This is a genomic window from Larkinella punicea (assembly GCF_003334855.1).
Lineage (GTDB): Bacteria > Bacteroidota > Bacteroidia > Cytophagales > Spirosomataceae > Larkinella > Larkinella punicea.
The window spans coordinates 46,526-71,974 of the sequence record NZ_QOWE01000015.1 but is presented as its reverse complement, the minus strand read 5'-3'; the positions used below and the strand labels follow the sequence as shown (position 1 = coordinate 71,974).

The following is a 25,449-nucleotide window of genomic DNA, read 5'->3' as shown; positions in this document are numbered from 1 at the left end:
TCGTTTTTGCTGCGCAGTAATAAACTGACCCGTTTGTTGGCAAAACGGGCTACGACCTTCAATTACTTGAACGCCGGTTTTCTCCGCAGAAAAACAAAACCGGCTTCCTCCCGAATAATTTCCAGATTCGGATGATAGCGGTATTGATCAATGTTGATGTTGCGGGTGACGAAAAATGCCGGTTTATCGACTAGGCCGTTGATCAGCCAGTCTTCCCGGTAGCTGTTGGGATTGGTTGGCGGTTGTTTCCGGAAATAAAACAGGTGCGCATAGCTTTTGTAACCAATGGGTTCGATATAAACATCCTGCCCCTGTTTGGCTTCGTAAAAATCAATGACCGCGCCCTGCGTATACCGTTCAATTTTGGGAACAATCGCCGGTAATACAAACCACAACAAAACCGGTGTGGCCAGAAACAACGTCACCACACTGCCGACGGGCCGTTTTTGCCGCAGCACTAACAACCCCAAAATGATCAGCCCATAAACCGTCCCGATGATCCATTCCCAGCCCTGCCATTCGACGGGGGCGGTCAGGTTGGCGGCCGCAAACCGGTCTTTGATGTACGGAATCAGGTCAGCGGCATTCATCCCGACCAGCGGCAAGGCCGTAATCAGGAGGGCCAATACGCCACCAATGACGGCAATGCCGATGGTTAGCCAGCGGTTCCATTTCAAAGCCCCATTCAGATACTGGTACAAAACCGTAGCGGCCAGGTAGGAAACCGGAAACCAGGCCATCGAAGAATAGTGAACGATTTTGGTTTTGACGATGGAGAATAAGATCATCACGACCCAAAACAGAATGATCATCCAGCGCCGGAACGCCGGACCGTTAAAATCTGGACGAGCACCCGAAAAAAAACCGCGAATCGCCAGCAGTGACATGGGAAAACAGCCTAGCAAAACCACCACAAAATGATAATAAAACGGCTGTTGGTGCCCGGCGTCGGGCGTGGAGAACAACCGGATCTGGTAGCGGAAAAATTCTTCAAAAAACCAGAAACCGTTCTTGACCAGTTCCAGACCAAACCAGACCGAGGCTACGGCCAGCCCGCAACCAAAAAACAACAAACCGTTTAGAAAGCTGAGGATCGGACGAAACCGCTGAATGGCCCAGTAAATCAGAAACGTCAGACCGACCAGCAAACCGCCCACGGGGCCTTTGGTTAACACCGCCAGCCCGACGAACAGCCCCGAAAAAGCCGCCAGCCGGGTGGCTTTGGACGTGCCGTAAGCCGACACCGCCTGGGCGATGAGCCAGACACTCAGGAAGATAAACAGGTTGAAGGTTGGATCGATAATGCCGGATTTGAAATACAGATGGGGCGTTAAGGAACCGAAATACGCCAGCGCCCATAGGAGACCAAACCGCTCATCGACACTCTTTTTTCCCACGAAATACAGAACCAGCAGCGTAACAATACCCATGACGGCATTGGGAAACCGGGCGGCAAACTCGTTGATGCCGAACGCCTTCATGGCCAGCACCTGCAGCCAGAAAAACAGGGGTGGTTTTTCCCAAAACGGCTGAAAGTTGATCTGAACCCGGGTGTAGTTGCCCGTCACGATCATTTCCCGCGCCGACTCGGCAAAATTGATTTCGTCCCAGTCGAAGAGGTGAACGCGGCCCAGAAACGGGAAATAGAACAACGCTCCGGCCAGAACCAGCAATACGGGAATAAAACGGGACGGAATTCGGGGCATAGCGTTGGGATTGATTTCGCAAAAGTACAGAAACTAGCCGTTCCGTCGCGCGCTTGCGCGTATCTTTGCGCCATCATTCTAAAAGGCTTTCCATGGCAACTCCAATTCGTATCGGTGTAATCAATGTGTCTGACCGGGCCAGCGCGGGCATTTACGAAGACATTCCCGGCAAAGCCGTGGTGAGTTTGTTGACAAAATACCTGACTTGTGACTGGGAGCCGGTGTATCGGGTAATTCCCGACGAGCAACCCCAACTGGAAGCCACGATGATCGAACTCGCCGACGCGGAAGGCTGCTGTCTGGTGGTGACCACCGGCGGTACCGGCCCGGCACTGCGCGACGTGACACCGGAAGCAACCGAGGCAGTTTGTCAGAAAATGATGCCGGGATTTGGTGAACTGATGCGGCAGGAAAGTCTGAAATACGTGCCGACGGCCATTCTGTCGCGCCAAACCGCCGGGATTCGCAACCAGACGCTGATGCTGAATTTGCCCGGAAAACCGACGGCGATTGAGCAATGTCTGTCGGTGGTTTTTCCAGCCATTCCGTATTGCATCGATTTGATTGGCGGCCCGTTTCTGACGACCAACCCGGACGTTATGAAGGTATTTCGGCCCAAATCGACCTGATTAGCTCAACCGGACGTCTTTCATGGTCCGCCCATCCAGTTGCCCTTCGATCCAGTCCATGCCCCGGCTTAGCAAGGCCTGCGTAAAGCGGACGCGGTTGTCGAAGTCGTCGTTGGCGGTTTCGCCTTCATTCATGAAATCGCGGATGAGCCGGGCATTGTCGTTAACCTGCAGGTTCATCACGATTTCGTCACTGGCTGTGCGGTATTCGGCAAAGGCGGGCAAGTCGGCATCGAAATGCTGGTAGAACAGGTGACCGCGGGCGGTTCGGACGGCGCACAGAATGCCGCTGCTCCGGCTGGTCGACGGCGAAAGACTGCCTTCCAGACCGCGTTTCATCACAATGACAGCATCAAAACCGGCCATGAGTGCCAGTTCCGCCATTTTCATCTGAAAGGGAACCTGAAAAACCGGCGTTACCAGAATCCGGGCGCTGCACGGGTTCAGGATTTTTTCGAGCGTTGCTAGAAAGGGGCGTTTGAGCATGAGCCGACGGCGGTCGACCCAGCGGTTCAGGGCAGGCGAGAGGGCTTTCTGATCGAGCACCCAGCCGAATGGTTCCGGTGGCGTGTTGATTTCGTGGTTGCTCTGCAACATCTGACACCCCAGGTAGAGATACAGATCGTGGGCATTGAGGGTATATTTCGGCCCCGGCGTTCGGCCAACGACTGATAGGGCGCCGTAGCCGCGCTGTTCGAAAAAATGGGCCAGCAGCGGGGTAATCAGGTACGTATGCTCCACGCCATCGAACGGTTCGGCCAGTTGAACCAGCGGACGATCGACACAGCTTAGTTGCCGAAAACCGGGCGTGATGGTTTCCATAGCGGCATTATAGAAGCCTTTGTATTCGTCGTTGGATTCGATGCGGATACGCAAAATGTTGATAGCCATGCCTTTGAATGTTTCACAATCGTCATTCAAAAACAGAAAGTTTCCCAACTGATGCGCTTCGCTGGCGCGGAGAATATGGCCTTTCAGAAGTTTGGTGGCAATGGGAAAGAGGTTTGTGGGCAGATCAGGGCATACTTTATTGATAAAATACGTTGGGTTCAAAAAAGCCCCTTTCCCGAAAACCTGCTCCAGTGACTGTTCTTCCGGCATCGGCCCTTTTGCCAGCAGAGCCCCCAAAAAAGCACCCTTTTGCAACGGATCAGCGTGGCCTGACACCAACTCCTGTCGGCATTCTTCCATCAAAGCAGGTGGTAGGGGTCGGCGGCCCAACTTGCCGAAACCAATGTGCTGAATACCCCGACCTAAGGCTGTGGTGGTTGGATCAGCAATGGATGGCGTTTGAAGCATAATAATGGAGAACCTTGGATTTCAAGCTGAAATTACGAAAAGAGATACGTTTTGTTGATAACTGAGATTATTTTTAAGCTGAATATTTGATAAATACCAAATAATTATTGATATAAACCCATTTGTACAACCTATTTTTTGGGAAATAGGTTGTTTTGCCAAATCGGAAAGCTGGATGTACAAGGTATTTCTGAAACCCGCAGAGGCAGGTATATACGTAAAAGGCAAACAATCGAACTATTTACCGATTCGATGTGATTATTTCGGGACTATTTTTGTATGTGCAATTTTTTGGCTTAAAACCGCAACCGCCGATCGTGCCAGCTTTGTGGGTTTTGGTCCCAGTGGCGGCTCAGGAGCCAGAAAACGAAAATGGAGGAAACGGTGCCGATCAGCGAGCCGACGTAGACATCTTCCACAAAGTGTTGAAAGAGGTATACCCGCGAATAGGCCGTGATGACCGCCAGCGCGGCAAAAAACCAGCCCCGGCTTTTGCGATCGTCGAGCAGGGCTAACAGACAAAAAACCGCAAAAGCAGTGGTCGAGTGGCCCGACGGAAAACTGTTGTAACTGTGAATGTCGAGGCCGTCGATGATCCGGTATTGCCAGGGCGAATGTTCGAAATATTTCAACGGACGCAACGAATCCGAGAAAACGAGCTGCTTCAGTACGCGGGTAATCAGGGTCGACAGCAGAAACGAGGCCGCCCCCATCAGGGCAAACCGGAACGACCGGAACAGGAGAATGATGATGATCAGAACGGAGAAGGCGCCATCGCCCAGGTACGTGACATTCTGAAAAAAAAGATCGGCCAGGGGCGCGTGGTGTCCATTCACCCATTGCATAAGCTCAGTCTTGCTATAGAGCAGCATCAACACACTGACTGTTGCCAGGCAAAGGAAGTAGACTATGAAAAAAGAACGATTTCTGGATACAATTTCCATAAATAGCGGTATTAACGGGCAGAAATAAGGGAACGGTGTGAAAAAAGATGAATTAGAAAGTATCTTGATGCGGTTTTACACTCGGCGTTATATGGGTCCTGTTTCATTGCCTGGTTTTGTTTCCATATTGCCCACGACAGTCGCCTATCGCCGGATTGGCTGGCTTTTTACGGTTGCCTGGGGTGCTTTTATTGTTTTTCGCCGTTTGCTGCGCGAAGGCATGTGGGCCGACGGCCTCACCTACGCGGCACTTTCCCGTAATATGGCCATCGGAAAAGGGTCATTCTGGTCGCCGGTTTTTGCCAGTTCGTTCTGGCTGCCGTTTAACCGGACCGAAACGTTTTACGAACATCCTCCCCTGTTGTTTTACATCCAGTCCTGGTTTTTCAGACTTCTCGGCGATACTTACGTCACCGAACGGGTCTATTGTTTCGTCGTGCTTCTACTGATCCTTGTCCTGATGGTTCAGTTGTGGCGGCAACTCGTTCCGACCGACCATCCATTGTACCGCTGGGAATGGTTACCGGTTTTTCTCCTGTTTACGTTTCCGCTCACAGAGTGGACCTATGCGCAAAATTACCTGGACGTAACGATGAGCCTGTTCTGTCTGCTGACCGTCAAATATACGATTGAAGGCTGGCAAAATCCCAAAAAATGGTTTCTAATGGCTACGGTGGCCATTTTGGCCTTGCTGGCGGCTTTTCTTACCAAAGGCCCGGTGAGTCTGCATGTGCTGGCGGTTCCGGGGCTATACGGATTATTTTGCCGCCCAACCCCGGAACTCGCGAAGGCAACCCGCTGGACGTTTTTGCTGATCGGTGGTTTTGCGCTGCTGCTGTCGCTCTTGTTGCTGTATGAACCGGCCCGGATTTTCCTGCATACCTACTTTAACCAGCAGGTGTGGGCGGCCCTGAACGGAAAACGCGAGGTCTACGGTGATACCTCAGGCTCCTTGGGTCGAACATTCATTGTGAAAGTTTTGCTGACCAACCTGGCACCGGCCCTGGTGCTTCTGGCGGTTTTGTGGCTTCTGAACCGGTTCTGGTTGAAATCACGGGAAGCGATTCGTCCGCTTTCGGGGATAATTCGGTTTTATATGGCTTTGGGGCTGGCTTCGACGCTACCCATTATGGCTACCACCAAACAGATCGAATATTACATCGTCCCTGCACTTCCGTATATGGCGCTGGGGTTAGGAGCGTGGATAGGGCCGCAACTGGTAAAACTCACGTTTCGGTTGCCGAAAACCGGTCTGAGGATCTTCCTGGCGCTGGGCTGGATGGCGTGTCTCGGCTCCGGGCTCTACGGAATCAGCATTGCCGGAACGCCCTACCAAAGCCACCGGGCCATTCTGGCCGACGTTCACACCATCGGATCGGTCGTTCCGTCGAATACCAGACTGGGGGTTTGCCCGGAAATGATGGCCAGTGTCTTGCTCCATTCATATCTGCAACGCTACCACCGCCTTGAAATGACGACGCTGGCGAAAAAGCCGGCCTATTTCCTGGCTGACGCGACGTGCCGGGATGCCCAGCATCCGCAATTGACCGCTGCCGGCTATCAACCCGTTTCGGTTTCGATGAAAAGTTACGTCCTCTACCACCGGTCGGCCCCACCCGTCTCAACAAAGAGACTGTAAATTGATAGTTAGTCTTTTAGGATTCAGAAATAGTTCGTAACTTTGCGGACTATTTTGAGACGATAGTGAAGGAGTTGCAAAAATACACCATCCCCATTAGCAGTCTTGAAGACAAATCGTACGAGTTTGACTTTGAATCCGGCGATGCGTTTTTCGAGGCCATGGATCAGGAACTGATTCAAAGCGGGTCATTCAAGACGCATTTGGTTCTGACCAAGTCGTCGTCGATGATTCACTTGAATTTCCATATCCAGGGAACGGTGGGGCTCATCTGTGACCGCAGCCTGGATCCGTTCGACGAGCCGATTGATATTGAGGAACAACTGTTTCTGAAATTTTCGGATCGCGTGGAGGAACTGACCGACGAAATCGAACTGATTCTGTGGGAGACGCAGCAAATTAACATTGCGCGCTACCTTTTCGATTTTATCGTGCTGTCGTTGCCGATGAAAAAACTGCATCCCCGGTTCCGGCAGGAAGAAAACGACGAGGATGAGGAGCAGGAAGGCAAGGTGGTATACCGGTCGGACGCTCCGGGGCCCGATGACGAAACCCCTGAGCCGCCCGTTGACCCCCGTTGGGAAGCATTACGAAAACTGAATAATAATTAATACAATTTGTTATCACTCCAGCAACCGTTCCGGCGGTGGGAGAATGGCAAGACTTACTGACAATTGACAAGATACAATTATGGCACATCCCAAACGCAGACATTCAACCACCCGCCGGGACAAGCGTAGAACGCACGATAAACTGACCCCGAAGGCGCTCTCTTTCGATGCGACGACGGGCGAGATTCACATTCGTCACAAAGCGCACGTTTTCGAAGGCAACCTGTATTACAAAGGCAAGGTGATGATTGAAAATTACGCACCAACCGCCTGACATTCTAGCCCCCAACCCCACGCAGGGGCTTTTTTCAGCGTATCGAAAACCTCTTTTGCGGGGTTGGGGGTAAAAAGTATTTCACAGGAATCTGCACCGGATGAACGTGAAATACTTTTTTATTGCCGGGCAACTACTATTTTTACACGTTCGTTTACCAATTCAGCGCACCCAAACCTGGTTCAATGAGAATCGCAGTCGACGCTATGGGTGGCGATTTCGCTCCGGACGCAATTGTGGAAGGAGTCGTGATGGCCGCTAAAGATTTACCGAGTGACGTTACCATCGTATTGGTGGGCAAGCAACGGGTAATTGAAGACCTTCTTCAACGATATAAGTACGCAGGTTCCAGCGTGGAAATTGTTCATGCGGAAGATGTGGTTGAAATGGGAGAGCACCCCACCAAGGCACTCTCGCAAAAACCCAATTCCAGCATCGGAGTTGGGTTTAAACTTTTACGTGACAAGTTAGTCGATGCCTTTTGCAGTGCGGGCAATACCGGTGCCATGCACGTGGGAGCCCTGTTCAGTATCAAAGCGATCGAAGGCGTCATGCGACCCGCCATTGCCGGTTTTGTTCCCCAGCTTAGTGGCGGTTTTGCCGTTATTGTCGATATTGGTGCCAACGCCGACTGCAAACCGGAAATGCTGCTGCAATTTGGCGAAATTGGCTCTATCTACGCCCAGTACACGTTCGGGATCGACAAACCCCGCGTGGCATTGATGAACATCGGTGAGGAAGAACAAAAAGGATCGCTGATTGCCCAGGCCGCGTATCAGTTGCTGAAAGACAGCCGGAAAATCAATTTTGTCGGTAATATGGAAGGGGGCGATTTCTTCCGCGACAAAGCGGACGTGATCGTAACCGACGGTTTTACGGGCAATATCCTGTTCAAAATGGGCGAGTCGATTTACGAAATGACCAAAGAACTGGGCCTGAGCCACGAGTTTACGGACAAAACCAACTATGAATCAGTGGGTGGTAGTCCGATTGTGGGTGTTAATGGAAATGTCATTATTGCCCACGGGATCTCGTCGCCGTTGGCCATTAAAAATATGCTTAGTCTGGCAAAAAAGCAGGTAGAATCCAACGCTTATACGAAAATCGCACAGGCTTTAAGTTAAAATGAGACAAAAGAGGACAGACATGAGACAAAAGATTCCGGCACAAGTACGATCGAATTCTCTTGTCTCATGTCTATCCTCTCTTGTCTGTAAAATTGATTGCACCCCCGAGTATGAACAGTAAAGCGGCAATTACGGGCGTATACGGCTATGTACCGGACTACATCCTGACCAACGCGGAGTTGGAGAAAATGGTGGATACCAGTGACGAATGGATCACCAGCCGCACCGGTATCAAAGAACGGCATATCTTGAAAGGTGAAGGCCTGGGCACGTCGCACATGGCGGCCAAAGCCGTGGAAGGCCTGCTGGCTAAAACCGGTACGGAACCCGCAGAAATTGAACTGCTGATCTGTGCCACCACCACACCGGATTACGTTTTTCCGTCGACGGCCAATCTGATTTGTGACATGACCGGCATCCGGGCCGTCGGGAGCTTCGATATTCAGGCCGCCTGTTCGGGCTTTCTGTATGCGCTAACGATTGGTTCTCAGTTCATCGAAACTGGAAAATACAAGAAAGTGGTTGTGGTGGGTGCCGATAAAATGTCGGCCATTGTCGACTATACCGACCGAACCACCTGCGTGTTGTTTGGCGACGGTGCCGGTGCGGTTTTGCTGGAACCCACAACGGAAGACAACGGCATCATCGATTCCATCATTCGCTCCGATGGTTCCGGCCAGAACCATCTGGTTCAGAAAGCCGGCGGAAGCCGTTACCCACCCACCCACGAGACCATCGATAAACGCTGGCACTACGTCTACCAGGACGGACCGTCGGTGTTTAAATTTGCGGTCAAGAATATGGCCGACGTATCCGCCGAAATCATGGAGCGCAACCACCTGAAAGGCAGCGATGTCGCCTGGCTGGTACCGCATCAGGCGAACAAACGCATTATTGAAGCCACCGCAAACCGCATGGGCCTGGGCATGGACCGGGTCATGCTCAATATTCATAAATACGGCAATACCACCGCAGCAACCATCCCGCTTTGCCTGTTCGACTACGAATCGCAGTTGAACAAGGGCGATAATTTGATTCTGGCCGCTTTTGGTGGCGGATTTACCTGGGGAGCAATTTACCTGAAGTGGGCAATTTGATTGTCTGAACCCGGATTACACTGATTAACTATGATTTAAAAATTGCGTAATCATTAAAATTAGCATAGTCCGGTTCAGGTTAATCAGTATAATCAGTATAATCATAGTTCAAAACCATGGCAACGACCGCAGACATTCGGAACGGACTCGTTATTCAATTTAACCACGACCTGTTCCAGATTACTGAATTTCAACATGTTAAGCCCGGAAAAGGTGGCGCTTTTGTCCGTACCAAACTGAAAAGTTTAACGTCGGGTAAAGTACTCGACAATACGTTCAACGCCGGGGTGACGATTTATCCGGTACGGGTAGAACGCCGGAAATTTCAGTTCCTGTATAAAGATGAGGCAGGCTATAATTTCATGGACAATGAAACGTTCGATCAGATCAATCTGACGGATAAAATTGTTGAGGGGGCTGATTTGATGAAAGAAGGCCAGGAAGTTGAAATATTGATCAACGCCGAAACCGATACGCCGTTGACGTGCGAATTACCGCCTTTTGTGGAATTGGAAGTGACCTATTCAGAACCGGGAATCCGGGGCGATACGGCCAACAGCGCCAAAAAGAAAGTAGACGTGTCGACCGGTGCCACCATTATGGTACCGCTGTTTATCGAACAGGGTGACAAAATCCGAGTCGATACCCGTACCCGCGATTACGTAGAACGAGTTAAATAAAAAGAATGATGAATGAAGAACGATGAACGATGAATGGTTTCCAGTCTTTTCATTCATCGCTCATCATTCATCCTTCATCATTTAGAAAAACATGGACACGAAAGACATTCAGAATCTTATTGATTTCATCGCCCAATCGGGACTGGATGAGGTCAGTATTGAAACCAACGAGCTGAAACTGAACGTAAAACGATACGGTCAGACTCCGGTTTCTTCGGCTCAGCCGCTTGCGCAACCCGTCCTGCAACAACCGGCTCCCGCTGCTCCACAGGCGGTTTCGACCCCTGCGCCCACTCCGGCTCCCAAAGCAGAAGCGAACAACTACCTGACCATCAAATCGCCCATGATCGGAACCTTCTACCGCTCAGCGGGTCCGGACTCTCCGTCATTCGTGGAAATAGGCGACGAGGTGAAACCGGGGAAAACGGTTTGCATCATCGAAGCCATGAAACTCTTCAACGAGATCGAGTCTGAAGTGGCGGGCCGGATTGTCAAAGTCCTGGTCGAAAACGCTACGCCGGTCGAATACGATCAACCGTTGTTCCTAGTCGAACCTATTTAATCAATGAGTGAATGAGCGAATGAGTGAATGAGTGAATAGCTTCGCAGAATGCAGGTAATTGGCGAAGCTATTCACTCATTCACTCATTCGCTCATTCGCTCATTCAAAAATATATGTTCAAGAAAATCCTAATCGCCAATCGGGGCGAAATTGCGTTGCGGATCATCCGGACGTGCCGCGAGATGGGCATCAAGACGGTGGCGGTTTATTCGACCGCCGACCGCGATAGCCTGCATGTGCGGTTTGCCGACGAGGCCGTTTGCATCGGTCCTCCGCCGAGCCGCCAATCCTATCTGAATATTCCCAGCATTATTTCTGCTGCCGAAGTAACCAGTGCCGATGCCATTCATCCGGGCTACGGTTTTCTGTCTGAAAATGCGGAGTTTTCGCAAATCTGCGCCGATTACGGTATCAAGTTCATTGGAGCGACGGCCGAGCAAATCAACGCAATGGGCGATAAGGCGACGGCCAAAGCGACCATGAAAGCTGCCGGGGTGCCGATTATTCCGGGGTCGGAAGGACTGCTGGAGTCAGTAGAAGAAGGCAAGCGGCTGGCGGCCGGAATTGGCTATCCGGTGATCATCAAAGCTACCGCCGGGGGCGGTGGTCGCGGGATGCGGATCATCAAAAGCGAGCTGGAATTTGAAAAAGCCTGGCTCGACGCCAAGATGGAATCCGGGGCTGCCTTTGGCAACGACGGCCTGTATCTGGAGAAATTCGTGGAAGAACCCCGCCACATTGAAATCCAGATCGTTGGGGATCAATACGGCAAAGTCTGCCATCTCTCGGAGCGCGATTGTTCCATTCAGCGTCGGCACCAGAAATTGGTCGAAGAAACGCCTTCGCCGGTGGTTAGTTCCGAACTGCGGGAACGAATGGGGGAAGCGGCCATCAAAGGCGCGTCGGCCATCGGGTATGAAGGCGCCGGAACGGTCGAGTTTCTGGTGGACAAACACGGCGATTTCTACTTTATGGAGATGAACACCCGGATTCAGGTGGAACACCCCATAACGGAAGAAGTGACGGATTTTGACCTGATTAAGGAGCAAATTAAAGTCGCTGCCGGAACGCCGATTTCCGGAAAAAACTATACACCGAAAATTTACGCGATGGAATGCCGCATCAATGCGGAAGATCCCGCCAATGGTTTTCGGCCTTCACCGGGCAAGATCACGAACCTGCACTTTCCGGGTGGGCACGGAATTCGGATCGACAGCCACGTCTACAGTGGCTACACCATTCCGCCGAACTACGACTCGATGATCGCGAAGCTCATCGTGTCGGGTCAATCGCGCGAGGAGGTCATTACCCGCATGAAACGGGCGTTGCAGGAAGTGGTGATCGAAGGCATCAAAACCACCATTCCGTTCCACATCAAACTGATGGACGACCCCAAGTTCCAGTCGGGTCAGTTTACGACTTCGTTTTTGGAAGGATTTGATTTTAGCACCTTATAACTGTCTTCGGACTCAAATCCGTAGGGATGTAAAGCCGGAAGTTGTCTCCAACTTCCGGCTTTTTTATGATCCGTTACCTCATTCCCCAGAGGCCATTTTGCCGAATAATGCCTATCAACCCCTGGCATCTCTTTCGAAAAGCGGACTTTGAACCGGATTTGTTTCACAACAGCGGTGAGCGGATTCGCGTGTGTTGTATGAAATGATTCGGAATCAGTATATTTAGGTTAAATGCAGCTACTTTATCCGATGAGAAAAGCACTACTGATTGTATGCAGCCTGGTTTCATTATCCGCTTTGGCGCAGTCCGACGACGAAAAAGCCGTCCGTGCCGCCATATCCCAGCTATTCGACGGAATGCGGAAGGCCGACACGACTCTCTTCAAAGCGGTTTTTGTGCCCACAGCATCGCTTCAAAGTATTGCTAAAAACAAAGAGGGGGCGGTCAGTGTGCGGAGTGAATCGATTCCCAACTTTATTGCGTCGGTTGGCAAACAGAAACCGGGGGCACTCGACGAGCGGCTTTCGGCCTATGAAGTCAGGATCGATGCTGAACTGGCCATCGCCTGGACGCCGTATGTTTTCTACTTCAACGGCCAGAAAAGTCACTGTGGCGTCAATGTTTTTACGCTGGTGAAACTGAACGGCGGTTGGAAAATCCAGGCCATTATTGATACCCGGCGACGGGAAGGCTGTCCGGATTTGTAAAAAGTTAATTTCAAATGCAAAATGAGTAATGAAAAATGTAAAAGTTGCCAGGCGCTTTTGAAATACTTTTACATTTTTCATTACTCATTTTGCATTTGAAATTACTTTTCTTTCCCCCAACTTGGCAATCGCTTCTCTAAAAAAGCCGCCATGCCTTCCTTCGCATCGGCGGTTTGTTGAATCTGCTGAAATTGCTCGTGCAGAAATGCCTGATGCTGATCTTGAGGAATATTTTTTAGCTGTTGATAAGCCCGTAAACCAAACTGCATCGCCGTTGGGGAATACTGTTTCAATTCGTTCACCACTTTTTGAACGGTTTCGTCCAGTTGAGCCGTCGAAACGACTTCCGTTACCAAACCCACTTCCCGGGCTTCGGCTGCCGACAGCGTCCGGGCGCGGAGACACAGATCCAGAGCTGTCCGTCCGGGCATGATGTCGAGCAGAACCGCCATGACCTGAAACGGAAACAGACCGCGTTTTACTTCCGGTAAGCTGAACGCAGCGGTATCGACGGCCACAACGTGCGTACTGCCGCCCACCAGCAGAAAACCGCCGGCATACACCGCTCCCTGCACCCTGGCAATACACGGTTTATGCAGACCCGCCAGCAACTCACCCAGCCGCACCGGGCCGGAGGGCCGAGGAACGGTTTGCGGGTTTGGCTCGCTGGACGACAGGCTTTTCAGATCCATGCCCGCGCAGAAAACATCGCCCGTAGCCGCCAGCACCACCAGCCAAACGTCTTTTTCGTAGTGAGCATAAGCCAGTGCAAATGCCAGCTCGTTCAGCAGCGTGGGGTTCAGCGCATTTTTCTTTTCAGGGCGATTGAGCGTCAGGGTCAGCACGTGATCATCCAGATTCGTCAGCAAATGCTGAAATGAATGGGCTGAAAAACCGGCGGTTTGCTCGGGGGTATAAAGCATTGTATATCAATCGTAAAAGATCGTGAATAGTTGCCAGTTGTAATACTACAAAATTGCCTTCTCCGTTTCAAAATAAATGATCAACTGCTGGTATCATCCTATCCTTCCTTTTCCCCGCCCGTATGAAAAAGATCACTACACTTTTGCTGGTTTTGAGCACCTTACCCGTATTCGGTACCCACCTGATCGGGGGGTATATTCAGGTCAGACGGGTTTCGGCTTCGCTTACCTTCGAGTTTTCGGTTCAGGTGTACATGGATGAGGTATATGGTAGAACGGCTGTTGATCAGAGTAATCCAATTTCGTTTTGTACCGGCGACGGTTCCGGCGATTTGGAAATTCCGCGGTATTCCAGAACCCTGCTTGAGAACGGGATTAGTTTAAATGTCTATAAAGTTACGCATACGTACAGTGGAACGGGCTCGGGAACGTATACGGTTTCCACGCAACTTCGCAATCGGTCTGAACTCAGCAATCTGCCTAATGCGCTTACCGTACCCCTCTATCTGGAAACTACGTTTTCGGCAGCAGTTGTCAATACGCTTCCGGTTTTTCAGGGACCAGCCCTCAGTAGTCTGACGGTTCCGGTTAACCAAAAAGCCATGTACAATTTTCAGGGAAAAGACGCTGATGGCGACAGTGTTGCGCATTATTTGGTTCGGGTCAGGAACGGTGATTGTGGCAAAAGCAGTCAGGCGCTTTCCGACTACAGCTTTCCCAACGATATAACCCGAAAAGGAACCTTTAAGGTTGATGGCAAAACCGGGCAGGTGACCTGGGATGCACCCACGCAGGTTGGGACCTACGATTTTGCCATTGTGGCCGAAGAGTGGCGAAACGGCCAGCGGATCAGTACCACACTTTTCGATTTGGTGACCCGGGTCATCGACCAAACCGGCGGCAATCCCGGCACCATTCCCCCCTACGAACCAGCGCTGGAACGCGGTTTGCTGACGGCTTTGGAAGACCGCATCGACGACCGGGATTTATCCATTGCGGTTTACCCAAGCCCCTCGCAAAACCGTTTTCAGATTGTCCTGAAAAGTCATAAACCGACCACCGCATCCTTTCAATTGCTGGATAGCCAGGGAAGAATCATTCAGGAAATTGCTGAAAACAAGACGGTTTTGGAACACCAGCAGGCCATTGGCAATGAGCAACTCGCCCCGGGATTGTATTTGATCCGGACGTCGGCGCGCGGGCGGATTTATACCAACGCGGTAATCAAGCAATAACGGTCCTGTCACGGATGAAAAATGAGTTGTCCGGCAAAGAGTTTGTCCGGCAACCGCAGGAAAATTGCACTTTTGGGTAGGTAGGCTCTATATTACACTTTATTTCGATCCGTAGCTTTACCAACTTATTCTCACTTCATGCATTTCACTACCTGGAACCTGCTGTTTACGGGTATGGTCAGTTCGATACTCCTGCTAAACCTGGTGCAGTGGAATATCTACCGGGAGCGTATCTACGGTTTTTATGCCTTATACATGCTGGCCTGGCTGGTTTACTTCAGCCTGCGGGTAGACGGCTTAAGTGCATCCCTTTCGACGAATGCCCAAAATTTTGTTCGTGCCACGGTCCCTATGCTGGCGTATGTGGTGTACTTCAGTTTTATTGACTCTCTGCTTCAACTCCGCCGTACTATTCCACGCTTATTGTGGCTGTTTGACTGGACCCGGCTCCTCATTCTGGGCTACGTTGTGCTGATTGGGGTGGTCTGTTTTGCGTATTGGAACGAACCGCTCTATACCCTGGCTCATGCCCTGATACGTCTGATTATCATCGGGTTGGCGACATACGCCATTCCACAAATCAGTCGGTTGAAGGGCGTTGTACCGCGCTACCTGGCTTTGGGTTCCGGTCTGTTGCTGGCGGGTGCCGTTGCCTCCATGATCATGTCAACGGGACAGGTTTATAAAATAAATGCCAACTCGTTTTTGTTCGCTCCGCTCACCTATCTGGAGTTTGGAATTATTGGGGAGTTAACCTGTTTTACCTTATTGTTGGGATATAGCCAGCGACAGGGGGCCATCAAGAGTGCCATTGTTGAACAGGAACTTGCCCGCGAACGCGAGCGGCACCAACGTGAACAGATCGAAGCTGAGTTGGTGGCCGAAAAATTACAGCAGCAGATTTCGGCTGTTCAGATAAAGGCGCTGCGGTCACAAATGAACCCGCATTTTTTTTATAACTCACTGAACGCTATTCGGTTATTTGTTCTCCAAAATGACAGCGACAACGCCGATAAGTTTTTGGTGAAGTTCTCCCGGCTCATGCGGCTCATTCTGGAGAATTCCCGGCAGGAGTGGGTGACCTTGGCCAGCGAACTCGAACAGTTGCAATTGTATTTAGAATTAGAGCAGCTCCGCTTCAGTAATAAATTTGACTTTTCTATTAGGACCGACCCTGCCCTGTTTCAAGATGCGGTGTCGATTCCGCCGATGATTATCCAGCCCTACATCGAGAATGCTATTCTGCACGGCATTGCTTATAAGAAAAGCCGGGGCAACATCACCGTTTACATCCAGCCCAACAAGCATGGACTGGACTGCAGTGTCGAAGATGATGGGGTGGGCCGTCAGAAGGCGGCTGAACTGAAGAGTAAAACCGTTTCCTCGCATACGAGTGTGGGACTGAAGGTAACCGAAGAGCGATTGCAGCTCATTCACCAGCAAACCGGTCAACCAAGCCAGGTCGTTATCATTGATAAAGTGGATGCCGAACAGAAGCCAACCGGTACGAAGGTAGAAATTCACTTACCCGTTCTATCGGCGAGGTCTGAAACTGAGTAAGGAGTAAAACTTCGGTGACTCTACCGGGAAGCCGACTCTGTGGTCTCAGAACAATTGTTTCCAGGTTCCTTTGATGCGGTTGTATTTTAAGGTGCTGGGGAGGGCTTTCCACCAATACCGGTTCATTTCAACGGCAAAAGAAGGCTGCATGTAGCAATTGATGGCACAGCCTTCGCAACCCGGCAGCCGACCTTCCAGTGCAATCAGTTTCTGCACTTCATCAGAGCGATAGAGATCATAAAGCTTGCCGTCGATGGGAAGGTCTTTCAGGCCGAGGTGATAACAGGGCAACACCAGTTTGTTTTCGGGCGAAATCACCAGCGTGGTGCTGCCGGCCAGACAAACCGGGTCGTCGACGTGGTTGCCGCCGTCGCGCCGGAGTTGGATGAAGGCGTCGTTGAGGTACACATTTTTCTGTTTGCCCCACCACGTCATTTCCTGCAACGTTTTCTCCGAAAAACCGCCCCCGGTTTCAACGTCGTTGTATTCAAAAACCGGATTCAGGATCAGAACCAGGTCGTTCGGCAGACAGATTTCTTCGTGCAGTTGTTTGATCTGGTGAACGTTGTGTTCAAAAACCGTAAACAGAATATCCGGCCGTTCGCCCAGTTGTTTCGCGATGGCGATGGATTCCATCACTTTGTCGAAACACTTGACGCCCCGCGATTTGTCGTGTTCTTCGGCAATCGGCGAATCGAGCGAAAAATGCAACATATCGACCAGACCGTGCAGCCGCTCAGCGTATTTCGGATACAGCAGCCCGTTGGTCGTAATGGTTGTAATGAGCCCGAGGTTTTTGGCTTCACGGAGCAGGTCGTCCAGTTGGCGGTGTAGCAGGGGTTCGCCCCCCGTAAAATCGATCACCCGGACACCCAGCCGCTTCAAGTCCCGCAGGTTGTCGCGCATGTTCTCCAGCGTCACGTAGGGCGAGGGACGCTCCCAAATGTCGCAGAAACTACAGGTCGCGTTGCAGCGATAGGTGATGTAGTAATTGCAGAGAACGGGGTGAGAAACCAGGCGCATGTACTTATGATTGTGATTGAAGATTGTAGAGCAACATTCCTTCCGCCGACAAATCTTCGTCAATTTCCTCCCAGTGAACGCCATAACCGCCTGCAATCAGACGCCAATTTTGACGTTGGCTATCGCTGGCTTTTTTGAGTCTGGGAAACCAGCTAAGCGGACTACCAATCGTTCTCCCGTCCGTAAGGTCAAAATAAACCTTTTCGGTATCGAACCAGACCGAATTTACTTTCAGGCTCCTTAATAAAGTTGCGGTATCCATACAAGCTTCAACTAAAATAGCTTTTCCACTTTGAAAGGAACTCTTGTTGTCGTTCAGCAATAATTGCTTCGGCTCTTTTTAAATCTTTATTTTTCATCCCCTCATTCTTTACAAGAGAGACCGGAATCAAATTAAATTTTGCCGCCGAGTCACCCTTTTCAACATGAACGTGTAAAGGTTCATGTTCGTTGCTGAAAAAGAAAAACCGAAAACCATCCTGAATCCAAATGGTAGGCATCCCGAAGAGCTACTGCAACATTTTAAACAACCCCGTCAGCTTGTCTTTCAGATCTTTGCGATCGACGATGAAATCCAGAAAACCGTGTTCCAGCACGAACTCGGCACTCTGAAACCCTTCGGGCAGGTTTTTGCCGATGGTTTCGCGAATGACGCGTGGCCCGGCAAAACCGATCAAAGCCCCCGGTTCGGCAATGTTGAAATCGCCCAGCATCGCAAAGGACGCCGTCACACCGCCGGTGGTCGGGTCGGTCAGCAGGGAAACATACGGTATTTTCTCGTTCGACAATAGCGCCAGTTTGGCCGAGGTTTTGGCCATTTGCATCAGCGAATAACCGGCTTCCATCATCCGCGCTCCGCCCGATTTCGAAATCATGACAAACGGCGTCCGGGTTTTGATTGAATGGTCGATGGCCCGGGCAATTTTCTCGCCCACCACCGATCCCATCGAACCACCGATGAAATTAAAATCCATACAAGCCACCGTAACCTCCAGTTCGTTCATCTGCCCGTAGGCCGACCGAACGGCATCTTTTAGCTGCGTTTTGTTGATGGTCGCTTTCACGCGTTCCGGATACGGCTTCGTATCGACAAACTTCAGCGGATCGCCCGACGTCATGTTGGCATCCAGTTCCGTAAATAGACCGTCGTCGAACAGGATGGAGAAATAGGCATCCGAACCGATTTTTTCGTGGTAGTTGCAGTGTACGCAGGTATAGGCGTTTAGCTTATGTTCCCGCGAATGCATAATTTTCTTGCAATTCGGGCATTGGTACCACAATCCGTCCGGCGCTTCGAGCTTCTCTTCGGTTGGCGTGTTGATACCTTTTTCTTTACGGATAAACCACGACATAGGGTGTCAGTCTCCAGTTAACAGTTCGCAATCAATAACTTTGCTTTTCAGGCAGGGGGCAAAGATAGTAAGAAAACGGCAGGGCTGCTCATAGATCAAGGTAGTACTTTCGCCGGGCGGGGTCAAACCGCTCGATGGCATACCGCAAAGCCGTCCGCGGAAACCGCCCCGCATGGTCGTGCAGGAACTCTTCGAGTGCGTCCGGATTTTTCTTTCCTACTTCACGCAGCATCCAGCCAACGGCTTTATGAATGAGATCGTGCCGGTGACTGAGCAACACTTCGGCAATCTGAAAAGTGTCCTGAAACTGGTTTTTGCGAATAAAAGCCAGCGTAGACACCATCGCGATTCGCTGCGACCACAGGTGGTTTTCCTGCGCCAGTTCGTATAAAATGCTGCGGTCTTTGTTCAGCAGGTAATTCCCAACAATTCCGGGGCAACTCGTGTCCACCAGATCCCAGTTGTTGACAAAGTTTTTATTCCGAAGGTAGTAGTCGAAAATCAGTCGCCGGTTTTCCTCGCCGGGCCGTTTGGCCTGATTGGTCCAGATGATCAGGCCCGTCAGGCGGCATTCGTGAAACGGATTCCGCACGAGCTTTTCCGTTTCGTCGGGAGGCAGTCGTTGGTACGTTTGGGCAATGATGCGCTGTTGTGGAACCGTCAGGCCCAGAAATTCATCGCCTTCGCCGTACTGGCCCGGCCCGGTTTTAAAAAATCGTTTGAAAAAGACGGCTTTTTCGGGAACCGCCAGAGCCAATAGCTCAGCCTTAACGTCCTGGTGAGTCATTTTTATACTTGAACTAAAACCCGAACGGGTTGTTATTGCTGCAACTGCGTGTCAATTCAGCAGAACGAAAACAAGGATATGAATACAAATCCTACCGAACCGGTACGTGAAAATCCCATCATCATCATCGTTGGAACCAATCGGAAAGACTCCATGTCGCGCCATATTGCCGATTATTACCACCTCATTCTACAGCAACTGGGTAAACCGAGTGACATTCTGGATTTAAGCGGGCTTCCCCCCGATTTTATGACAACGGCTCTGTACGAAAATACGGGAAAAAATCCTGAATTCAACCGGTATAAGGAAGTGGTCGAGCGGGCGAAGAAAATGGTGTTTATCGTCCCGGAATACAACAATTCGTACCCCGGCGTCCTGAAAGCCTTTATCGACGGAATGAGTTATCCCAGCGGTTTATCAAACAAGAAAGTGGCACTCGTCGGCCTGTCCGCCAATCATCAGGGTGGAGCCCTGGCCCTCAGCCATTTGAATGATATTTTCAGTTACCTCGGGACGAATACCCTGGCGTTGCGCGTGAAGCTGGCGCAGATCCGGAATTACTGGAAAGAAGGGGCCTTACACAATGATTTGTATAACCTGCTATTGCAACAACAGGCGCAGCAGTTGATTGATTTTTGAATGATTGCCCCTAAATCCCCTGAAGGGGACTTTCTGATCCGGATGGTGCCGGGTACAAGTCCCCTTCAGGGGATTTAGGGGCAATCATTCAATCATTCAGTCGGGTACGAATAATATCCCGCTCATCGAGAAGCGGTATTTCGTATAAATTCACTTTCTGGCGGGCAAAAGCCGGTGTTTCCAATTCCCGTTCCCGCTCCGAATACCGCCCCTGCGAAAACCCTTCGACCATTTTCTGGATCAGCAGCAAGTCATCTTCCCGCTTTTCGTCGATCAGAATGTCGTCGATGCTGGTCAGATGCGGACGGATTACCGGATCGGGTACCGGAGCTACCTCAACGTTATTACCACCCCGGGTCAGGGTGTCTGCTCCCTGGGGTTGGTCTTCCGTTACCAGTTCTGTATCCTCTTCTTCCTCAACGGGTAATTCATCGGTTACTTCTTCTTTTTTCAACTCCGGCTCCGGTTGTTTCCAGTTCGTTGGCGGAAAATCCGGTCGTTCGGCGGGCAAATCAAAACCGGCGGCAATCACCGTAACGCGGAGATTTTTGCCCAGCGACTTGTCTTTGATTGTACCGTATTTGAAAAGATGTGCCTGCTTGTCTTTGCCGATTTTTTCCTTGATGTAACCGGTAATGATCTGCAATTCCCGCATGGTCGTACGGGCATCGGGACCCGACGCCATCGTAAGCAGAATCCGTTTGGCACCCCGAATGTCGCGGTCGTTGAGCAACGGCGAGTTGAGGGCATCCTGAATGGCGGTCAGTGCGCGGGTTTCGCCTTCGGCATCGGCGGAGCCCATCACGGCTTGACCGGCACCTTCCAGTACCCGCTTGACGTCCATGAAGTCGACGTTGATTTCACCCTGAACGGTAATGATTTCCGCGATACTTTTAACGGCATTCGCCAGCACATCATCGGCCTTGGCAAACGCCTGATCCATCGGAAAGTCCTCGAAGATTTCCGCCAGCTTGTCGTTCAGAATGACCAGAACCGTGTCGCAGTATTCTTTCAACTCTTCGATACCGCGCATGGCCTGATCCAGCTTCTCGATGCCTTCAAAGTCGAACGGTGCCGTAACAACAGCAATCGTCAGCAGGCCCATTTCCCGGGCAATCTGTGCGATGACCGGTGCGGCTCCGGTTCCGGTTCCGCCCCCCATCCCCGCCGTGATGAAAACCATCTTGGTGGGTTCGCCCAGTAACTGCCGGATATCGTCCGTATTTTCCAACGCGGCCTGACGGCCCACTTCGGGGTTTGTTCCGGCTCCCAGTCCGGAAGTCAGAAGCGCACCCAATTGAATTTTGGTCTTTACCGGGCTATTGGTCAGAGACTGGCGGTCTGTGTTGCAGACGATGAAATCCACATCCTTTACGCCCATTCGAAACATGTGGTTGACGGCATTGCTGCCACCGCCACCGACGCCTATTACTTTAATGATTGGGTCATCCTCCTCGTCGGGGAATTCAAACCTCATGCCGTACTCCAATGCCTCTGGCATACCTGCTAATGTTTGTTGCTATAAATATATATTTGGTAACGCTGGATAGCCAGTACGTTGTGCCGTCAAAATTGAGTACTACTGATTGTACCGGTCGTCGGGGCCGAGGTCTTTGCCAATGTCATCCGTCAGAAACTTCCGAACCCAGGTCATAAATCCTCCACCCCCTTTTTCTTCTCCTTTACCCGTGTCTTTTGCATTCTTCCCGGATGTCTGTCCGTTTGTACCGTGTCCATGACCGTGACCATGTCCGTTCGTACCGGAACCAATCACCGGATTCAAAACCATGTGCTGCAACGGAATGCGGTCGTCCAACCGTTTGAAACCGGCCCACACCAGACCCACTGCCGTGGCAAAAGCCGGGTCGCTCACCAGGTCGGCTTTGACGTTGTGTTCCAGTTGATCCGGAAAACCGATCCGGACGTCCAGACCCGTAACGCGCTCAAAAATTCGCTCAATGCCTGAGATCGAAGCCGTTCCGCCGGTCAGAACCACACCGCCGACCAGTTTGTCGCGGTAGCCGGAGCGGATAATTTCGGCCTGTACCATCGCTGCGATTTCTTTCAGACGGGCCTCGATGACAAGGGCCACGTTTTTCAGCAGAATATCTTTTGGCGGCCGACCGCTCAGGTTCGGAACCGCCACCACTTCGTTCAGTCGGAAATCCGTAGGATCGGCACTGCCAAACTTCGTTTTCAACAGTTCAGCCTGGGTTGGCAACACCCGGCACCCGACTTCCAGGTCGGCTGTCAGGCTATTTCCGGCATAGGGAACCACGGCAACGTGCCGCAGCACGTTTTTGTGGTAAATTGCAATTTCAGTCGTTCCGCCACCAATATCGACCAGGGCGACACCGGCGTGTTTTTCCTCATCGGTCAAAACCGCCAAAGCCGACGCGAGGGGCGCCAGCAGGAATTTGTCGTTTTCCAGTGGTTCTTTCTGCGGAGATACCGAACGCGCCCGCTGAATACATTTTCGAGTATAGGAAGCGGAACTCGTTTGCGCCGTAATAACCTGAAAATCAGCCTCCAGCTTAACACCAATCCGCCCAACCGGGTAGTCGATGTTCGATTCGCTGTCGACCGTGAAATCCATCGGCAGGACGTGAACAATTTCCGCACCGGCCGGCAGAACCGAGCGGTACATATCGCCGACCAGGTGATCGATGTCATCGGCAACTACCTCATCCCCGGGCGACGTACGCGTAATGCTGCCGTGTTGCCGGCGGGCAGTTACGTTTTGCCCGGAAAAACTGACATTCACGACGTGAATATCGATGTTGGCTTGCCCGGCGGCTTCTTCAACCGCGCGGTTGATGGCTTCGACGGTTTGCCCAATATTGACGACGGAGCCTTTGGTGACTCCTTTGGAAATGGCTTTTCCCACGCCCAGGACATCCAGGCGAGCGTGATCGTTACTGCGGATAAGGCGACCGGCCACGGCGCACACTTTGGTGCTGCCGATGTCCAGTCCAACTATAATTTCTTCCTGCTTAGGTATCATTCGCACACAATCTGGTTACGGTACTGCACACTAACCCTCCGGTATCGTTCCCACCCTTTCAGGGGCAGAATATGCTTGTAAAATAATTTAATCTTTTCAAATTTAGACTCCAGTTCGACGGGTTGACCAATTTCGATCAAACAGTCGCCCACCTGCGGAATCAGCGTAACTTCGCGATTTCTGTCAACTACCACCTGGGCTACCTGCGCTTTCCAGAACGGGTCCTTTTCAATCTGTTTCAGCAACTCAAGTAAAGGCTGGTTTTGCTCCGTCGTCAGCGATTTTCGTTCGCTAAAATACGAACCGGACACCAGAACAACCCGTGCCGTGTAATTCATAGACAGCGGAAACCAACGCCCTTCCTCGGTCAAATAATAACCGGCATAGGCCGATTTGTCCTCATCACCATCCGGAACCAGCCGCGCCAACGGCCGTTGCTGCTTGATATCAGCGATCAGAATGCCTTTCAGGTCCCGATACAACTGACAACTTTTTATCAACCCATTCTGTTTCAGCCTTCTTTCCAAAAGCTTCAAATCCAGGTCGGCATAGTCGTCGCCCAGGAGTGGATCGGCGCCTTCGTTGGTCAGCGTTTTCAGTACATCGTTCCGGTTCAAAAACCGGTGGCCATCAACTTCGTCCATCCGGATGTCGATGCCTTCACACTGGCGATGGTTTTGGCGGTGTTCGGTAAAGGCGATGAGCCCCACCAAAATGGCCAACCCTGCTACGGTCAGAATGAAAGTTCTATTTAAGGGAAAAATAGAAAACATCCGTGTTTATTAACTTTAAAAGAGATGAATTTTTATTGATTGGTCTCAAATAGGTTTCGCAACACCGGAATCATCTGATCGATGTCGCCTGCGCCGATGGTGGCCACCAATTCCGGCGGTTCCTTTCGCAGCAGATCTGGCAGGTCTGCTTTGGTACATTGAACTTTATTTTCAGACAAAATCGATTTGAAAATCAGGTCGGCACTCACCCCCTCGATGGGCAACTCACGGGCGGGGTAAATATCGAGCAAAATAACCCGATCGGCCAGTGAAAGGCTCTTTGCAAACGCATCGGCGAAATCACGGGTCCGGCTAAAGAGGTGCGGCTGAAAGATGGCCGTTACCTTTCGCTCCGGATATAACGCTTTCAGCGACGATAAAAAAGCAAATACTTCGGCGGGGTGATGGGCATAATCATCGATAAATATAACGTTTTTTGATTTGAGTATATACTCGAAGCGACGTTTTACACCCTTATAATTTCCGAGCGCCTGCCGGATCTGTTCCGGTGCGACACCCACCTGCAAAGCCGCTGCCGCGGCTGCCACGGCATTCTCGACGTTGTGAAAACCGGGCATCTGCAAGGCTATGTTTTCGATAACACCCTGAGGATAAACGATGTCGAAAACGAAGCAGGCATTTTCGATGCGCAGATTCTTACTGTAGAACGAGCCTTCGTCTAACGCGTACTCATAAACGGTTGCCGGGGTTCGGTCGGCCAATGCCAGCCCCCGTTTCATGAACAGCGTGCCATCCGGTTTAATCTGGCTGACAAAAGCGCTGAACGAATCCAGAACCGCGTTGTGGTCGCCATAGATATCCAGGTGGTCGGCGTCGGTCGAGGTCACGATGGCCACCTGCGGAAACAACGTCAGAAACGACCGGTCAAACTCATCGGCTTCCACCACGCAGATGACCTTTGACAGGTCGTCGGTGGGTTCGTTCAGCAGAAAATTGGTGCCGTAATTCTGGGTAATGCCACCCAGAAAAGCCGCACAGTTCACGCCCGAATCTTTCAGAATATGGGCCACCATCGACGAAGTGGTCGTTTTGCCGTGGGTGCCGGCAATGGCCACGGTGGTCATCCGCCCGGCCAGCAAACCCAGCACCTGCGACCGTTTCTGCAACGTAAAACCGTGTTCGGTCAGATAAATGTATTCCTGATGGGTTTTGGGTACGGCAGGCGTGTAAATGACCAGGGTTTCGTCCCGGTTTTCCCGAAAATGGGCCGGAATCTGTTCAACATCTTCCTCGAAGTGAATGGCCATGCCTTCCTGTTGCAGGGCGTTGGTCAGGGCGGTGGCGGTGCGGTCGTAACCCGCCACTTCATACCCGTTCACCAGAAACCACCGCGCCAGAGCACTCATGCCAATACCGCCAATTCCCAGAAAATAAACGTAACGGATGTTATTCATTTTTA

Annotated in this window: 26 protein-coding genes; 13 read left to right on the top strand and 13 right to left on the bottom strand. The window is 51.3% G+C overall.

The features are described 5' to 3' along the window. Window positions 1-62: 62 nt before the first annotated feature. A complete protein-coding gene (locus DUE52_RS18445) occupies window positions 63-1,706 on the bottom strand; it encodes an ArnT family glycosyltransferase (RefSeq protein ID WP_114407511.1) in 1,644 nt (547 codons plus the stop codon). Window positions 1,707-1,798: 92 nt separating this feature from the next. On the opposite strand from DUE52_RS18445, the gene mog reads away from it, so the two are divergent. Next, window positions 1,799-2,335 carry a molybdopterin adenylyltransferase gene (gene mog / locus DUE52_RS18440; RefSeq protein WP_114407510.1) on the top strand — a complete coding sequence of 179 codons (537 nt, stop codon included), beginning with the start codon at window positions 1,799-1,801 and terminating at the stop codon, window positions 2,333-2,335. Here mog and DUE52_RS18435 read toward each other — a convergent pair whose 3' ends face one another. Then, the gene (locus DUE52_RS18435; RefSeq protein WP_114407509.1) at window positions 2,336-3,634 is read right to left on the bottom strand and encodes an anthranilate phosphoribosyltransferase; all 1,299 of its coding nucleotides are present in this window, start codon (window positions 3,632-3,634) and stop codon (window positions 2,336-2,338) included. Window positions 3,635-3,930: 296 nt separating this feature from the next. Further along, window positions 3,931-4,479 (bottom strand): phosphatase PAP2 family protein, encoded by a 549-nt coding sequence (locus tag DUE52_RS18430; RefSeq protein ID WP_229312219.1) that lies wholly within the window; start codon window positions 4,477-4,479, stop codon window positions 3,931-3,933. 226 nt (window positions 4,480-4,705) lie between these two features. On the opposite strand from DUE52_RS18430, the gene DUE52_RS18425 reads away from it, so the two are divergent. From DUE52_RS18425 to DUE52_RS18385, 9 genes are all read left to right on the top strand, one after another. Further along, on the top strand, window positions 4,706-6,217 hold the full coding sequence (locus DUE52_RS18425) for a glycosyltransferase family 39 protein (RefSeq protein ID WP_165840970.1): 1,512 nt from the start codon (window positions 4,706-4,708) through the stop codon (window positions 6,215-6,217). Window positions 6,218-6,282: 65 nt separating this feature from the next. Beyond that, entirely contained in the window at window positions 6,283-6,828 is a 546-nt protein-coding gene (locus DUE52_RS18420) for a YceD family protein (protein ID WP_114407506.1), read from the top strand. 79 nt (window positions 6,829-6,907) lie between these two features. Further along, complete coding sequence (gene rpmF, locus DUE52_RS18415) at window positions 6,908-7,102, top strand: 50S ribosomal protein L32 (protein ID WP_114407505.1); 195 nt, start codon at window positions 6,908-6,910, stop codon at window positions 7,100-7,102. A gap of 185 nt (window positions 7,103-7,287) precedes the next feature. Then, entirely contained in the window at window positions 7,288-8,226 is a 939-nt protein-coding gene (gene plsX, locus DUE52_RS18410; protein ID WP_114407612.1) for a phosphate acyltransferase PlsX, read from the top strand. Window positions 8,227-8,339: 113 nt separating this feature from the next. Next, complete coding sequence (locus DUE52_RS18405; RefSeq protein WP_114407504.1) at window positions 8,340-9,326, top strand: beta-ketoacyl-ACP synthase III; 987 nt, start codon at window positions 8,340-8,342, stop codon at window positions 9,324-9,326. Window positions 9,327-9,442: 116 nt separating this feature from the next. Further along, on the top strand, window positions 9,443-10,006 hold the full coding sequence (efp, locus tag DUE52_RS18400; RefSeq protein WP_114407503.1) for an elongation factor P: 564 nt from the start codon (window positions 9,443-9,445) through the stop codon (window positions 10,004-10,006). A 91-nt stretch (window positions 10,007-10,097) separates the two neighbouring features. After that, a complete protein-coding gene (gene accB / locus DUE52_RS18395) occupies window positions 10,098-10,568 on the top strand; it encodes an acetyl-CoA carboxylase biotin carboxyl carrier protein (protein WP_114407502.1) in 471 nt (156 codons plus the stop codon). Between the two features lie 113 nt (window positions 10,569-10,681). After that, entirely contained in the window at window positions 10,682-12,025 is a 1,344-nt protein-coding gene (gene accC / locus DUE52_RS18390; RefSeq protein WP_114407501.1) for an acetyl-CoA carboxylase biotin carboxylase subunit, read from the top strand. Window positions 12,026-12,274: 249 nt separating this feature from the next. After that, a complete protein-coding gene (locus DUE52_RS18385) occupies window positions 12,275-12,733 on the top strand; it encodes a nuclear transport factor 2 family protein (protein ID WP_114407500.1) in 459 nt (152 codons plus the stop codon). Between the two features lie 101 nt (window positions 12,734-12,834). Here the strand turns inward: DUE52_RS18385 and DUE52_RS18380 are convergent, their stop codons facing one another. After that, window positions 12,835-13,656 (bottom strand): enoyl-CoA hydratase-related protein, encoded by an 822-nt coding sequence (locus DUE52_RS18380; RefSeq protein ID WP_114407499.1) that lies wholly within the window; start codon window positions 13,654-13,656, stop codon window positions 12,835-12,837. Window positions 13,657-13,778: 122 nt separating this feature from the next. On the opposite strand from DUE52_RS18380, the gene DUE52_RS18375 reads away from it, so the two are divergent. Together DUE52_RS18375 and DUE52_RS18370 are read left to right on the top strand one after the other, a co-directional pair. After that, window positions 13,779-14,891: a T9SS type A sorting domain-containing protein gene (locus DUE52_RS18375; RefSeq protein WP_114407498.1), complete on the top strand. Its 1,113-nt coding sequence runs from the start codon at window positions 13,779-13,781 to the stop codon at window positions 14,889-14,891. A gap of 138 nt (window positions 14,892-15,029) precedes the next feature. Continuing rightward, window positions 15,030-16,451, top strand: a complete 1,422-nt coding sequence (locus DUE52_RS18370) for a histidine kinase (RefSeq protein ID WP_114407497.1) — start codon at window positions 15,030-15,032, stop codon at window positions 16,449-16,451. A 45-nt stretch (window positions 16,452-16,496) separates the two neighbouring features. Here DUE52_RS18370 and DUE52_RS18365 read toward each other — a convergent pair whose 3' ends face one another. From DUE52_RS18365 to DUE52_RS18345, 5 genes are all read right to left on the bottom strand, one after another. Further along, window positions 16,497-17,474, bottom strand: coding sequence for a radical SAM protein (locus DUE52_RS18365; RefSeq protein ID WP_114407496.1), 978 nt, complete (start codon window positions 17,472-17,474; stop codon window positions 16,497-16,499). A gap of 4 nt (window positions 17,475-17,478) precedes the next feature. Beyond that, window positions 17,479-17,736 carry a DUF2442 domain-containing protein gene (locus tag DUE52_RS18360; protein WP_114407495.1) on the bottom strand — a complete coding sequence of 86 codons (258 nt, stop codon included), beginning with the start codon at window positions 17,734-17,736 and terminating at the stop codon, window positions 17,479-17,481. 7 nt (window positions 17,737-17,743) lie between these two features. Beyond that, complete coding sequence (locus DUE52_RS18355) at window positions 17,744-17,974, bottom strand: DUF4160 domain-containing protein (RefSeq protein ID WP_114407494.1); 231 nt, start codon at window positions 17,972-17,974, stop codon at window positions 17,744-17,746. A gap of 9 nt (window positions 17,975-17,983) precedes the next feature. After that, window positions 17,984-18,826 (bottom strand): acetyl-CoA carboxylase, carboxyltransferase subunit beta, encoded by an 843-nt coding sequence (gene accD, locus DUE52_RS18350; RefSeq protein ID WP_114407493.1) that lies wholly within the window; start codon window positions 18,824-18,826, stop codon window positions 17,984-17,986. Between the two features lie 88 nt (window positions 18,827-18,914). Further along, entirely contained in the window at window positions 18,915-19,613 is a 699-nt protein-coding gene (locus tag DUE52_RS18345; RefSeq protein ID WP_114407492.1) for a DNA alkylation repair protein, read from the bottom strand. Between the two features lie 78 nt (window positions 19,614-19,691). Between DUE52_RS18345 and DUE52_RS18340 the strand changes: the two genes are divergently transcribed. Next, window positions 19,692-20,252, top strand: coding sequence for an NADPH-dependent FMN reductase (locus tag DUE52_RS18340; protein ID WP_114407611.1), 561 nt, complete (start codon window positions 19,692-19,694; stop codon window positions 20,250-20,252). An 88-nt stretch (window positions 20,253-20,340) separates the two neighbouring features. On the opposite strand, the gene ftsZ is transcribed toward DUE52_RS18340, so the two are convergent. The 4 genes from ftsZ to murC form a co-directional block, all read right to left on the bottom strand. Further along, a complete protein-coding gene (gene ftsZ, locus DUE52_RS18335; RefSeq protein ID WP_114407491.1) occupies window positions 20,341-21,753 on the bottom strand; it encodes a cell division protein FtsZ in 1,413 nt (470 codons plus the stop codon). 78 nt (window positions 21,754-21,831) lie between these two features. Next, entirely contained in the window at window positions 21,832-23,256 is a 1,425-nt protein-coding gene (ftsA, locus tag DUE52_RS18330; protein WP_114407490.1) for a cell division protein FtsA, read from the bottom strand. Beyond that, the gene (locus DUE52_RS18325) at window positions 23,253-24,029 is read right to left on the bottom strand and encodes a cell division protein FtsQ/DivIB (RefSeq protein WP_114407489.1); all 777 of its coding nucleotides are present in this window, start codon (window positions 24,027-24,029) and stop codon (window positions 23,253-23,255) included. Before DUE52_RS18325 ends, ftsA begins: the two co-directional genes overlap by 4 nt. A 32-nt stretch (window positions 24,030-24,061) precedes the next feature. After that, window positions 24,062-25,444 (bottom strand): UDP-N-acetylmuramate--L-alanine ligase, encoded by a 1,383-nt coding sequence (gene murC, locus DUE52_RS18320; protein WP_114407488.1) that lies wholly within the window; start codon window positions 25,442-25,444, stop codon window positions 24,062-24,064. Between the last annotated feature and the right edge of the window lie 5 nt (window positions 25,445-25,449).